This window comes from Blastomonas sp. 34TW (genome assembly GCF_059803595.1).
Genome location: NZ_JAPFGW010000005.1, coordinates 136,668 through 149,663, shown reverse-complemented (window position 1 = coordinate 149,663; position 12,996 = coordinate 136,668). Strand labels below are relative to the sequence as shown.

Below are 12,996 nucleotides of genomic sequence, written 5' to 3'. Positions count from 1 at the left end.
GCCCTGCGGATATGGTGATTGAACTTGGCCAGCGATAGCCTAGATTCGCAGGATGCACGGCACCCCCGGCCCGGTCACCATCGATCTCAACATGCTGATGCGGGCCTATGCCATCGGCATCTTCCCCATGGCCGATGCGCGCGACGATGTCGATGTCTTCTGGGTCGAGCCCGAAATGCGCGCGATCCTGCCGCTCGACGGCTTCCGTTTTTCCACGTCGCTGCGCAAGGCGGTGCGGCAGGACCGGTTCACGGTCACCTGCAACCGCGCTTTTGCCAGGGTGATCGCAATGTGCGCCGAATCCGCCCAGGGCCGCGAGCAGACCTGGATCAACCGCACCATCGAGGCGAGTTTCATCGCGCTGCACAAGCAGGGACGCGCGCACAGCATCGAATGCTGGCGCGATGGCGAACTGGTCGGCGGGCTTTACGGGGTCGAGATCGGCCGCGCGTTCTGCGGCGAGAGCATGTTCAGCCGCGCGACCGATGCCAGCAAGGTCGCGCTCGCCTGGCTGGTTGCGGCGATGCGCAAGGGCGGGCTGACGCTGCTCGACTGCCAGTTCATCACCCCGCATCTCGCATCGATGGGCGCGATCGAACTGCCACAGGGTGAATATCTCAAGCTGCTGAACGAGGCGATCTGCGATTCGCCCTATGCGCCGCCTCGGGTGCAGCGGCCGCATCCGGTGATGCCGGGGCTTTATTCGGTATCGGTCGAAGGGGTCGCCGGGCCCGGGGCCGAATCGGGGCTGGTCGCGGGGTTTTCGGCACTGGCCGGAGCCGATGCGGTTGGCGCAGCCGACGAACCGCCCTTGCCGGCTTCCTCGACCGGCGCATCTTCACCCGGATATTCCATCGCGCACTTCTTGACCCAGACGTCGTAGATCGGGTGCTCGACGACGTTGAGCGAGGGCGATTCCTTGAACACCCAGCCAGAGAACACGCGCTTCCACACCGGATCGGACGAGCGGGTTTCGCGCTCCTGCACCAGCAGCTGAACGAACGCGCCGGTTTCGGGCACCTGTTCCCAGGGCGCGGTGCGCTCGCAGGCCGAAAGCCGGACGATCGCATTGCCGACACGGCGCGATTCGCCTGGCTTCATCTCCAGATCGCGGGTTTCGCCGTTGCGCTTGTTGAGCAGCGCGATGGTGGCGACGCGCTGCGCCATTGGCGTAGCCTCGCCTGCCGCAGCCGCCTGGACCGGCGGCGGGGTGGAGGGGCGAAGCGCAACCTTCTTGGTGGCGGACTGCTGTCCGCGGCTGAACAGCTGGTCGCCGAACTGCATCCAGCCATAGACGCCTGCCCCTGCGAGCGCGGCGACGACGATGAGAATGGCGAGGATTCGCCCGCGCGTCACGCCTCGGGCGTCCACGCTTCATAATCGCCGGTGGCAGCGGCGCGAACGCCGCCGCGTTCCAGCGCACCGGCGGGACGATAGGCGGCCGGCGTGCCGGTCAGGTTGGGAACATAGTCCTTTTCCCAGATCCGCGGCGGCGGAAGATGGCTTTCGGGAATCGCATCATAGCTGTGGTGCAGCCAGCCATGCCATTCGGAAGGAACGCGGCTCGCATCGTTGGCGCCCTTGTACAGCACCCAGCGGCGCTCCTTCTGGCCCTTTTTGGGCTTGGAGCGGAAATAGGTGTTGCCCTGATGGTCTTCGCCGACCTTCTCGCCGTTCAGCGCGCTGAACAGATGCGTTCCGACGGTCGCCCCGTCCCACCAGGTGAAGATTTTTGCCAATAGTCCCATGAGCGCCCGCTTAATGCCAAGCGACCGAAAGGGGAAGATGCTTTTGCACCGAAAAGGCCGGGCAACACGCCTTTGCCGCTGCAGGTAAAGGTGAAGCGGGATGGCAGGACCATCCCGCTTCTATCCGTAGGTGCGACCCGTCAGGATAAGATGACCAGGGCATTGCGGCCCCGGCAATCAGGTTCAGCCAGCCAGCGCCATCTGCTTGTCAGAAACAAGCCGGTGCATCGCCTTTTGCAGCTTCTCGAACGCCCGCACCTCGATCTGGCGGACGCGCTCGCGGCTGACATTATAGACCTGGCTCAGCTCTTCGAGCGTCTTTGGATCATCGACCAGTCGGCGCTCGTTGAGAATGTGCCGCTCACGCTCGTTCAGCGATTCCATCGCTTCGCCGAGCAGCTTGTGGCGAATCTCTGCCTCCTGCGCATCGGCAACGGCAACGTCCTGCAGCGGCGCGTCGTCGGTCAGCCAATCCATCCACTGGCCGTCGCCATCCTCGCGCACCGAGACGTTGAGCGACGCATCGCCGCCCATCGCCATACGGCGGTTCATGTTGACGACTTCGGTTTCCGACACGCCCAGCTTGGTCGCGATAGCCTTGACATCGTCGGGATGCAGATCGCCATCTTCAAACGCGCGCAGGTTGTTCTTCATCCGGCGAAGGTTGAAGAACAGCTTCTTCTGCGCTGCGGTGGTGCCCATCTTCACGAGGCTCCAGCTGCGCAGGATATATTCCTGGATCGACGCCTTGATCCACCACATCGCATAGGTGGCCAGGCGGAAGCCGCGGTCGGGCTCGAATTTCTTCACGCCCTGCATCAGGCCGATATTGCCTTCGGAAATCAGCTCGCTCACCGGCAGGCCATAGCCGCGATAGCCCATCGCGATCTTCGCCACGAGGCGCAGATGCGAGGTTACCAGCTGGGCAGCGGCCTCGGGATCCTGATGTTCCTGATAGCGCTTGGCCAGCATATATTCCTGCTCGGGCTTGAGCAGGGGATATTTGCGGATTTCGGTGAGGTAACGGTTCAGGCTGGCCTCTCCGCCAAGGGCGGGGATGGTGGCCGGGACACTACGGGTCTCGCTCATTTTTTCCCTTTCTGCCAATCCGTTATGCGGGCCTCGATGGAGCGCCCGTCATGGGGATCGCATTTCGACTTGCAACCTAAACACGCAATCTATCCAAAAGTTCCGCCATGTCGGCCGGAATCGGACTAAAAAAGTCGCATTCAGATCCAGTCACCGGATGTATAAAGCCCAGCCGTTGGGCATGCAATGCCTGACGCCGGAAATCCGCCGTCTTGAGCAGATCGCGTAACGGCTTTGGTGGCCGGGAATAAAGCGGATCGCCGAGCAGCGCATGGCCGATACTGGCCATGTGCACGCGCACCTGGTGCGTCCGACCGGTCTCCAGTCGGCACTCGATCCGCGTTGCGTCCCTGAGCCGCTCTTCGGTGGTGAAATGCGTGACGGCGTGCTTGCCCTTGCCCTCGCCCACCAGCGCCATTTTCTTGCGGTCATGATCGGATCGGCCGATATTGCCGCGCACCGTGCCGTTGGCCGGATTCGGCCGCCCCTGCACGACCGCGACATAGCGCCGGTTGATCGAATGCTCGGCAAATTGCGCCGCCAGCCCCAGATGCGCGGCATCGGTTTTGGCGACGACGAGCAGCCCCGAGGTATCCTTGTCGATCCGGTGGACGATGCCTGGCCGCGCCACACCGCCAATCCCGGAGAGCTGGCCCCGGCAATGGTGCAGCAGCGCATTGACCAATGTCCCGTCGGCATGCCCCGCTGCCGGGTGCACCACCAGCCCCGCAGGCTTGTCGACCACCAGCAGATGCTCGTCCTCGAACACGATGTCGAGCGCGATGGCCTGCGCCTCGGCGTCGAGCGGCTGGGCCTGCGGCAGCGCGACGGCATAGGCCATACCCGCGGCCAGCTTGACAGAGGGCCGATTGGCGATCCTGCCGTCCAGCGTCACCGCGCCTTCGATGATCAGCGTCTTGATCCGCTCGCGCGACAGATCGGGTTCCGCCTGGGCGAGGCCCGCATCGATGCGCAGACCTGCCGCACTCTCGGGGATCGTGCCGGCCCTGACCTCGCCTGCCGAACTGGTACTGGATTGCCCATCATTCATCGCTATCCTCTGGCCGATGCCGGTCCTGCTTTCAAGCGCGCTCCACCACCAACTGCTGGCCGAGGCCGCAGCGGCATTCCCGCACGAATGCTGCGGACTGCTTTTCGGTTCGCCCGATAGGATCGATGCTGTGCAATCTTGCGCCAATGTCGCGGACGATCCACTGCGCACCTTCGAAATCGATCCCGCAGCGCTGATCGCGGCCGAGCGCTCGGCGCGCAGCGGAGGTGCCCTGCTGATCGGCTATTATCATTCGCATCCCAATGGCCGCGCCGAGCCATCACCGCGCGACGCCCGCGATGCCGCGCGCGACGACCGGCTGTGGCTGATTGTTGCCGACAACAGGATCACCGCCTGGCAGGCCAAAGCGCATGGCGCGCTGCACGGTGTTTTCGATCCCGTCGAAATCCTGCCGCCCGCCTCATGACCGGCTCGGTTGGGCGTCCGCGTTACATGATGGAGCATTAAGGCTTGAACCCATGCGGCATTTTCGCCACATCGACCGCAAGCGGCATTGCCCCGTTATTTGCCCTTTTCTTTCCGATTATCGCCACAAGGCCAGCATCCCACCATGCCCAGCACCGCAGACATGAACGAAACCGAACTCGCCAGCCTGTTGTGCTCGCGACTGTGCCATGACCTGCTCAGCCCAATCGGCGCGATGAACAATGGTCTGGAGCTGCTCGCCGACGAGACCGATCCCGAGATGCGCGCCCGCTGCATCGAGTTGCTGAGCGACAGCGCACGCGCCTCTGCCAACAAGCTCAAGTTCTTCCGCCTCGCCTTTGGCGCAGCGGGGGGCTTTGGCGACAAGGTCGATGTCAGCGAGCCGCGCCAGCTGATCGAGGGCCTGGTCGCCGACAAGCCGCGCGTCGAGATGCAATGGCACGTGCCCAGCGCCATGCTCGCCAAGCCCGCGGTCAAGGTGCTCTTGAACCTCGCGCTGATCGGGCTCGATGGTCTCGTGCGCGGCGGGCAGCTGATCATCGCGGCGGAAGAGCAGGACGGCACGTGCGAAATCGCGGTCAACGCAACCGGCCCCAAGGTGGTGATCGATGAATCGCTGGCGGCAGCTTTGCAGGGCGATATCGGCGGCGCAGTGCTGAGCCCGCGCACAGCGCCCGCGTTCATGATCGAGCGGATTGCCCGGTCGCATGGCGGCACCATCCAGCTGGCCGCTGCGCCGGAATCGCTGGTCATCGGCGCGATGCTGCGCGTCTGAGACTTGAGGCCGGGTCGCACCGCAACCTGATCTTAACCATATTCGGCGCAAACCGTCCGCCAGCGCTTGCGGACGGTGACGATGGACGACCTGATTCAGGAATTTATTGCTGAGACCCGCGAAACGCTGGACGCGCTTGCCAGCGAGCTGGTGCTGTGGGAGCAGAACCCGCGCGACAGCGAGCGGCTCGATGCGATCTTCCGCTTCGTCCACACCGTCAAGGGCAGCTGCGGCTTCCTCAACCTTCCCCGCTTCGAACGGCTGAGTCACGCGGCAGAGGACGTGCTGGCACAGGTGCGCGATGGCCGGCGCGATGCCTCGGCGCAACTGGTCGACGCGGTGCTCGCGGTGATCGACCGGATCGGCGAGCTGATCGTCGTCATGGAAACCGGCGAGGCGCTGCCCGACAGCACCGATGCCGACCTGATCGCGGCGCTCAACCGCGATATCGCTCCGCCCATGCCCGATCCGGACGTCGAGGACGTCGCCTTGCCATCGGACTCAGACCAGGCGCGCAGGCAGGCGGTTGTTCGGTCGATCCGCGTTCCGCTGGAGCTGATCGATCATCTGATGAACGGCGTGTCGGACATGGTACTGGCGCGCAACGAAGTCGCCCGCTGCCTGCGCGACGAGCAGAACGGCACCACGCTGGAAAACGCTTTCGAGCGGCTCTCCGCCTGCATCGCCGACATGCGCGACGCCATCGGCCAGACGCGGATGCAGCGGATCGAGCGCATCTTTTCTCCCCTGCCCCGGCTGGTGCGCGATCTGTGCGCAGACCTGGGCAAACAGGTCGATCTGCGCACCTCGGGCAGCAATGTGGAACTCGATCGCGAGATGATCGAGATGATCCGCGACCCGCTCACCCATATCATCCGCAACGCGATCGACCATGGCATCGAAACGCCCGCCGCGCGGCGGATTGTCGGCAAGCCCGAAACCGGGCGGCTGAGCATTGCCGCGCGCCAGTCGGGCAACCAGATCCTGATCGAGATCAGCGACGATGGGCGCGGGATCGATACCGAAAAGCTCGTTGCCCGCGCGCTGGCCGCGCGCATCCGCAATCCCTCCGAAGTCACGGGCCTCAGCGAACGCGCCCGGCTCGAGCTGATCTTCGCGCCCGGACTTTCCACTGCCGACCATGTCAGCGCCATTTCCGGGCGCGGCGTAGGCATGGACGTCGTCCGATCCAATATCGAGCGGATCGGCGGCTCGATCGATCTCGAGAACCATCCGGGACGGGGTCTGCGCGTGATCCTGCGCGTCCCGCTGACGCTCACGATCATTCCGTGTCTGACGGTGCGGGCCGGCGGGCAGGAATTCGCGATGCCGCGATCGGCGATCCGCGAGATCCTGTTCGACAGCAACAGCCAGGTGCGCATCCAGCAGGTCGGTGGCTGCGACCTTGCCTATCTTCGCGGCGAATGCCTGCCCTATGTCGCGCTGGAAACGCTGCTGGGACTGGACGTCGATCGGGAGCCGCAGGCGCGGCACCGCACGATCATTTCGGTCAACGCCGCATCGGACCTGCGCTATGCGCTGTCGGTCGAGGCGGTGATCGATCACGAGGAACTCGTGGTCCGTCCCGGCGCGCCCGTGATCATGGCCGACGGCCTCTACGCGGGCACCACCCTGCCCGACAACGGGCGGCCGATGCTGCTGCTCGACCCGCTGGGTCTCGCGCATCGCGCCCGCCTGAACGAAATGCCGAAGCCCGCACAGGCACTCGACGAAGAGGAAGGCGCATCGCCGAAGATCGACGGCGGTTCGGCCTTGCTGTTCAAGGAATTGAGCGGCGAGTTGCGGCTGATCGCGCTGGCCGCGGTCGAGCGGGTCGAGGATGTCGACAGCACCCGGCTCGCCATGGCGGCAGGCCAGATGCGGCTGAGCATCGACGGCGAAAGCCGCCCCGTAATCGGCCTTTCGGCGCGTCCCGAGGCCCCCTTCACAAAATTGCTGCACCTTACCGATGGCCGCGTGCATGCGCTTTACGCTGTCGATGATGTCATCGATATCGTGCGGCTGCCTTCGCATGTCGAACCCGCGCCGCAGCCCGGACTGATCGGCGGAGTCGCGCTGATCGGCGATCTGCAGCTCGAGCTGCTCGACGTGCACTGGATCTTCAGCATGCTGCCGGGCGCAGCCCCCGCCACCGACCGGCCCGTCTGCCGCCTGATCGGCGAAGACGATGCCTGGACACGCAGCATCCTGGCTCCCCTGGTAGCAGCAGCCGGCTATAACCCGGTCTTGACGCGGCCCGACGATGCGATCGATGGCAATGCCGCGATCAGCATCATCGTCGGCGACCTGCCCGTCGCCCCGTCCGCCGTTGGCGGTCAAGTCATCCGCCTGAGCGATACCCTGGCCTCCGCCAGCGCCGACGCGGACACCATCTACCGCTATGACCGCGCCGGCCTGCTCGGCCGCCTGATCGCGGGCCAGCAGAGGCAAAGTGCATGAAGGACCTCTTTCTCATCGCCATCATCGCGGGCGAAACGGTCGCATTCCCGTCCGAGCGGATCGACAGCGTCGTCAAGGTGCGCGAGTCGGTCCCTGTGCCGTCGGCCGCGCCGTTCATCTCGGGCCTGTTCGCGCTGCGCAGCCGGGTGCTGACGCTGATCGACTGCCAGTATTTCGTCACCGGCGAACCTGCCGAACTGATCCCCGGTCAACCCGCCATCGTGGTCAATATCGGCGGGTGCAGCTATGGCCTGCTGGTCGATGACGTGCTCGACGTCGTGCCGATCCGCACGGCGCCGCTGCCGCTGCCCAGCCAGCTGCCCGCAGGCTGGAGCGAAATCGGGCGGTCGCTGCTCGAGCACGATAGCGAAACCCTGTTGCTGATCGATCCCGATTACATGGTCAATCCCGCGATGCGCCGCGCCGCCTGACCCGAAGCGGTGCGTCCAAAATTCAAAAGCCTTTTCGCGCCGTTAAGCTGCTGCTTACCAATGGGCCATACATTCATCCGCAGCGCATGTGCCGCAGGGAGGCCGCTTTGATGAAAACGTGTCTGGTCGTCGATGACAGCAAGGTGATCCGCAAGGTTGCGCGGCACATTCTGGAAACGCTGGATTTTGCCGTGTCCGAAGCCGCTGATGGTAGCGAGGCGCTCGACCATTGCGGCAGATCGATGCCCGATGTCGTCCTGCTCGACTGGAACATGCCGGTCATGGGCGGCATGGAATTTCTCTGTGCGCTGCGCAAGGAAGAGGGCGGACAGCATCCCAAGGTCGTGTTCTGCACCACCGAGAACGGCCGGGGCCATATCCAGGCGGCCATCGAGGCGGGCGCCGACGAATATGTGATGAAGCCGTTCGATCGAGAGACGCTCCACAGCAAGCTGCAGATCGTCGGCTGCGCCTGAGCCGCAGCGGAAGGAAGGCGGCCATGCCGGGGGCGGGACAGCGGGCAACAGCTCGAACGGGATTTCTCCGGGCGGTGCCGCATGGTGCGCAAAGCCGCGTGCTGATCGTCGACGACAGCCTGGTCACCCGGTCGATCATCCAACGCATCGTCGAATCGCTGTCGGGCTTCGAAGTGGCAGCAAGCGTGCCATCGGCCGAGGCAGCGCTCGACTTTCTGGCGCAGCATAGCATCGACATCATCATCCTCGATATCGAGATGCCGGACCGTGACGGGCTCGACGCCCTGCCCGATCTGCTGCAGCGCAGCCAGCAGGCCTGCATCCTGGTGCTGTCGTCGCATTGCGGCGATGGCGCCCCTGCCAGCATTCGTGCGCTTGCCCTCGGCGCCAGCGATACATTGGCCAAGCCCGACCGCCAGTTCTACTCGCGCGAATTCGTCGGCGCGCTGCACCAGCGCCTGCAACTGCTCGCCGATGGACGCCGCTCCCGGCATGATCCGGTACCAATCGTGCTCGCCCGACCCGCGCTCACGCTGTGTCCGCTGCAGTGTATCGCGATCGGTTCGTCCACCGGCGGCATTCCGGCCATCCACCAGCTGCTCACCGCGCTCGACCCGCGCGTCGATGCGCCGATCCTGATCACCCAGCACCTGCCGACCGACTTCATGCCGCATTTCGTGCGGCATATCGACGAACTGAAACTGCGCCCGGTCAGCATGGCGGTTCAGGGCGCTAGGCTGCAGCGCGGACATATCTATTGCGCGCCCGGCGATGCGCATCTGGGCCTGGAAAGAGCCGACGGTCATGTGCGCATCGATCTGCTGCCCGACTGGCCGGCCAGCGCCTACAAACCATCGGTCGATCCCATGATGCAGGCGGTGGCGCGCTGTTTCGGCGCGAGCGGCGCCGGGGTGATGCTGAGCGGTATGGGATCGGACGGACTGGCCGGCGCACGTGCGCTCGCCGAACAGGGGGCTCCCGTTTACGTGCAGGATATCGAAACGAGTACCGTCTGGGGCATGCCCGGCAGCGTCGCGCGCGCAGGCCTGGCCAGCGTGATCCTGCCGCCCGCCGGGATAGCCGGGTTCATTGCCGATTGCTGGCTGGAGAGCGCACCATGATTCATGCCCAGCCCGCAGCCGATGCAACGCGGATTCTTGCCGGACTTCTGGAGACGCGGACCGGCCAGCAGATCGCGCCCAGCCGCTACTGGCGGATCCAGACCGCGCTCGCGCCGCTGCTCAAGCAGCATGCCATCCCCGATCTGGACGCGCTCGTCGCGGTGCTCTCCGATCCCGAGAACGAGCGGCTGCTGCAGGAATCGCTCGAGCTGATGCTCAACAACGAGAGTTTCTTCTTCCGCGACATCGCGCTGTTCGCGACATTGCGCAGCGAAGCCCTGCCCCAGCTGCGCGAGCGTCGGGCCACGCGCAAGTCGCTGCGCATCTGGTGCGCTGGCTGTTCGACGGGACAGGAAGCCTATTCGGTCGCGATGCTGATCGATACCGACCGCGAGCTCTGGGATGGCTGGAACATCGAGATCGTCGGCACCGACATTTCCGCCTCGGTGATCGCCAAGGCAAGATCGGGCCGCTACAGCCAGTTCGAAATCCAGCGCGGCCTGTCGGTCGATTACATGCCGCGCTATTTCACCCAGGACGGCGAGGATTGGGTGATCGATCCGCGGCTGCAACAGATGGTGCGCTTTCAGGAGGACAACATCCTCAAGCCCCGCACCGAAAAGGGCCGGTTCGACATCATCCTGTGCCGCAATGTGCTGATGTACTTTGCCCCCGAAACGCGATCGATCGCCTATGCCAAGCTCGAGCAGACGCTCGAGGACGACGGCCTGCTGATGCTGGGCGCGGCAGAAACGGTGATGGACCAGACCGCGCTGTTTTCCAGCGCGCGCGAGATGCGCGGGCTGCATTGCAAGGCGGTGCCGGGCCGCACCGGCCTGTCGGCGCTGCCCCCGCCGCTCGCCTGATCGTTCGCAAGCGCAGCAAAATGCTGTTCTAGCCGGGCATTTGCCCTATGCCTGCGCGCATGCAGCCCGATTCGCACCTCCAGGACCTGCCCGAACGCGGCTTTGGCCGACTCGACTGGGCCGTGGCGGTGATGATGATGATGCTCTGGGGCTTCAACATCATCGCGATGAAATCGGCGGTGGACAGCGCAGGCGCGCTGCCCGGCGCGTTCCTGCGCCAGGCGATCGTCGCCCTGGTCTGCCTGCCGTTCCTGCGCATCGTGCCGGGGCGGATGAAGCTGATCGCGACGCTCGGCGTGCTCAGCGGCGGGCTGTTCTATGTCGCGGTCGGCCTGTCGCTCAAGGTCAGCAACAATGTCAGCGCGCTGGCCATCGCGGGCCAGCTCGGCGTCCCCTTCTCGCTGATCCTCGCGGTCATCTTCCTCAAGGAGAAGATCGGCATTCCGCGCCTGATCGGCATCGTGCTGGCGCTGTTCGGGGTGATGCTGCTGGTCTTCGATCCGGCGGCGGGCAAGGAGCTGCCCGCGATCGCCATCTCCGCGGTCGGCAGCCTGATCTGGGCCACCGCAACGCTGATCCAGCGCAATCTGGGCGGCATCGGCGTGCTCAACATCAGCGGGTGGCTCGGGCTGATCGGATCGCTCGTCATCCTGCCCTTTGCGCTGCTGCTCGAGCCCGATGGCATGGCCAAACTGCCGCACCTCACCGCAGAAACCTATGCCTGGACCGCCTATGCCGCGATCGGATCGAGCATCGGCGGCCATGGCGCGATGGTCTGGCTGCTGCAGCGGCACAGCGTATCGACCGTCAGTCCGCTCACCATCCCCACCCCGGTCATTTCGGTCGCCTTTGCCACCTGGTGGTTCGGAACGCCGCTGACCTGGCTGATGATCGCGGGTGGATTGATCGCGCTGCTGGGCGTCTCTATCGTGGCGGTTCGCAACGCCCAGAAGGCACGCGAGCTCGCCAAGGCGCGGCTGATGAAGGAAGGGACCAGATCTTGATCGACACCCCGTCGCCGAATTTCGACGAGCGCAAGCTGCCGATCAATATGCTGGTGCTGCATTATACCGGGATGCAGGACGCGCCCTCGGCGATCGAATGGCTCGCCAACCCTGCTTCCAAGGTCTCCGCCCATTATGTCGTGACCGAGGACGGCCAGATCATCCGCATGGTCGACGAGGCCGACCGCGCCTGGCACGCGGGCCGTTCGCACTGGCGGGGCATCACCGATGTGAACAGCGCCAGCATCGGCATAGAGATCGTCAATCCCGGCCATGAATTCGGCTATCGTCCGTTCCCCGAGGAACAGATGTCGGCGCTGATCCCGCTCGTTGCGGACATTGTCGACCGCTACAACATCCCGCGTGCCAATGTCGTCGGGCACAGCGACATCGCGCCTGCGCGCAAGCAGGACCCGGGCGAGCTGTTCGACTGGCAAAGGCTGGCGCGCGTCCGCCTCGCTCTGCCGATCCCCGACGGGCGGCTGGTCGATCCCTATTGGAGCGACGGCGCGTTCATGCTCGCGCTCGAACGCTTCGGCTATGATATTAGCGACGGGAGGGCTGCGACCACCGCGTTCCAGCGGCGCTGGCGGCCCGGCACCATCACCGGCGAGATCGACGGCGAATGCCGCGCGATCCTGTTCGCGCTGCTGCTCGATCGGGACGCGGGGCGCACGCGCTGATTGCGTTCCCGCGCGATCCCGGCTAGGCCGCGCGCAGCCAGAGGGTCGGGCAGCCGCGGCCCCGTTGCAAAACGGGGGCGAGGAAAGTCCGGGCTCCACGAAACAGGGATGCCGGGTAACGCCCGGCGGGGGCGACCCCAGGGACAGTGCAACAGAAAGCAGGTTGCCTTGGGCTTCGGCCCGGTAACAGTGAAAGGGTGCGGTAAGAGCGCACCGCGCGACCGGCAACGGATCGCGGCACGGTAAACCCCATCCGGAGCAAGACCGAATAGGGGCGGATTTGGCGATACGGTTTCTGCTTGCAGAGGCGCGTCCCAGGGGAGTTTCGGCCCCTTGCCGCCCGGGTTGGTTGCTTGAGCGGTGCAGCAATGCCCCGCCTAGAGGAATGGCTGCCCATGACCGGCAACGGTCAGGACAGAACCCGGCTTACAGACCCTCTGGCGATTTTGGGAATGATGAAAAACGGCCTGGGGCCGATCGTGCTCAGAGCGAGGCAAGCACCAGCTTGGACGGCACCGAATAATCGATGGCGGCGGGCGACTGTTCCAGTTCGTTGAGATCGCACTGCGCAAAATCCTGCGCCGCATCGCCGCCGGCATAAGCCGTCGAGCCCAGCACGAACGTCGCCATCATCGCGATGGAGAGCATGGCTGCGAACATCAACTGGCGGCTCATTGGTGGCACTTCCCTGAAACGTCTTTAATCGCAATCTATGCTGCGGATGCGAGATAGATAGCAGGCCAGTGGTTTCAAGACCCTTAGCGTTCGACGAACGACATGGGAGAGCGATGAAGGGGGCGTGGTCGTTGCGCAATTGCCGCGCCGGCTGTAGTTTCCCCCCCAGA

The 12,996-nt window shown here is 64.9% G+C and carries 14 protein-coding genes, 1 other RNA gene and 1 pseudogene; 11 read left to right on the top strand and 5 right to left on the bottom strand.

The window, feature by feature from the left end; translation table 11 throughout:
* The first annotated feature begins 52 nt into the window (after positions 1 to 52).
* Complete coding sequence (aat, locus tag OPU69_RS08615) at positions 53 to 883, top strand: leucyl/phenylalanyl-tRNA--protein transferase (RefSeq protein WP_498510389.1); 831 nt, start codon at positions 53 to 55, stop codon at positions 881 to 883.
* 35 nt (positions 884 to 918) lie between these two features.
* Here the strand turns inward: aat and OPU69_RS08610 are convergent.
* The 4 genes and pseudogenes from OPU69_RS08610 to OPU69_RS08595 all read right to left on the bottom strand — a co-directional run.
* Positions 919 to 1,101, bottom strand: a pseudogene (locus OPU69_RS08610) (DUF2155 domain-containing protein); the annotation flags it as partial.
* 251 nt (positions 1,102 to 1,352) lie between these two features.
* The gene (locus tag OPU69_RS08605; RefSeq protein WP_060977159.1) at positions 1,353 to 1,748 is read right to left on the bottom strand and encodes an NADH:ubiquinone oxidoreductase subunit NDUFA12; all 396 of its coding nucleotides are present in this window, start codon (positions 1,746 to 1,748) and stop codon (positions 1,353 to 1,355) included.
* Between the two features lie 183 nt (positions 1,749 to 1,931).
* Positions 1,932 to 2,837 carry an RNA polymerase sigma factor RpoH gene (rpoH, locus tag OPU69_RS08600; protein ID WP_060977160.1) on the bottom strand — a complete coding sequence of 302 codons (906 nt, stop codon included), beginning with the start codon at positions 2,835 to 2,837 and terminating at the stop codon, positions 1,932 to 1,934.
* 76 nt (positions 2,838 to 2,913) lie between these two features.
* A complete protein-coding gene (locus OPU69_RS08595) occupies positions 2,914 to 3,888 on the bottom strand; it encodes an RluA family pseudouridine synthase (protein ID WP_498510387.1) in 975 nt (324 codons plus the stop codon).
* 16 nt (positions 3,889 to 3,904) lie between these two features.
* On the opposite strand from OPU69_RS08595, the gene OPU69_RS08590 reads away from it, so the two are divergent.
* From OPU69_RS08590 to rnpB, 10 genes are all read left to right on the top strand, one after another.
* Positions 3,905 to 4,315, top strand: coding sequence for a M67 family metallopeptidase (locus tag OPU69_RS08590; RefSeq protein ID WP_498510385.1), 411 nt, complete (start codon positions 3,905 to 3,907; stop codon positions 4,313 to 4,315).
* A 144-nt stretch (positions 4,316 to 4,459) separates the two neighbouring features.
* On the top strand, positions 4,460 to 5,110 hold the full coding sequence (locus tag OPU69_RS08585) for a histidine phosphotransferase family protein (RefSeq protein ID WP_081096892.1): 651 nt from the start codon (positions 4,460 to 4,462) through the stop codon (positions 5,108 to 5,110).
* Between the two features lie 81 nt (positions 5,111 to 5,191).
* Entirely contained in the window at positions 5,192 to 7,570 is a 2,379-nt protein-coding gene (locus OPU69_RS08580) for a chemotaxis protein CheA (RefSeq protein ID WP_498510383.1), read from the top strand.
* Positions 7,567 to 8,001: a chemotaxis protein CheW gene (locus OPU69_RS08575; protein ID WP_060977164.1), complete on the top strand. Its 435-nt coding sequence runs from the start codon at positions 7,567 to 7,569 to the stop codon at positions 7,999 to 8,001. The genes OPU69_RS08580 and OPU69_RS08575 overlap by 4 nt, the downstream gene beginning before the upstream one ends.
* A 110-nt stretch (positions 8,002 to 8,111) precedes the next feature.
* Positions 8,112 to 8,477 (top strand): response regulator, encoded by a 366-nt coding sequence (locus OPU69_RS08570; protein WP_060977165.1) that lies wholly within the window; start codon positions 8,112 to 8,114, stop codon positions 8,475 to 8,477.
* A gap of 23 nt (positions 8,478 to 8,500) precedes the next feature.
* On the top strand, positions 8,501 to 9,598 hold the full coding sequence (locus OPU69_RS08565; RefSeq protein WP_498510380.1) for a chemotaxis protein CheB: 1,098 nt from the start codon (positions 8,501 to 8,503) through the stop codon (positions 9,596 to 9,598).
* Positions 9,595 to 10,464 (top strand): CheR family methyltransferase, encoded by an 870-nt coding sequence (locus OPU69_RS08560; RefSeq protein WP_498510378.1) that lies wholly within the window; start codon positions 9,595 to 9,597, stop codon positions 10,462 to 10,464. The genes OPU69_RS08565 and OPU69_RS08560 overlap by 4 nt, the downstream gene beginning before the upstream one ends.
* 59 nt (positions 10,465 to 10,523) lie before the next feature.
* Positions 10,524 to 11,468, top strand: coding sequence for a DMT family transporter (locus OPU69_RS08555; protein ID WP_060977283.1), 945 nt, complete (start codon positions 10,524 to 10,526; stop codon positions 11,466 to 11,468).
* A gap of 47 nt (positions 11,469 to 11,515) precedes the next feature.
* Complete coding sequence (locus OPU69_RS08550) at positions 11,516 to 12,151, top strand: N-acetylmuramoyl-L-alanine amidase (protein WP_230962505.1); 636 nt, start codon at positions 11,516 to 11,518, stop codon at positions 12,149 to 12,151.
* Positions 12,152 to 12,188: 37 nt separating this feature from the next.
* Positions 12,189 to 12,596, top strand: an RNA gene (gene rnpB, locus OPU69_RS08545) — RNase P RNA component class A.
* 38 nt (positions 12,597 to 12,634) lie between these two features.
* Here rnpB and OPU69_RS08540 read toward each other — a convergent pair.
* Positions 12,635 to 12,826: a hypothetical protein gene (locus tag OPU69_RS08540; RefSeq protein WP_060977169.1), complete on the bottom strand. Its 192-nt coding sequence runs from the start codon at positions 12,824 to 12,826 to the stop codon at positions 12,635 to 12,637.
* Positions 12,827 to 12,996 lie beyond the last annotated feature (170 nt).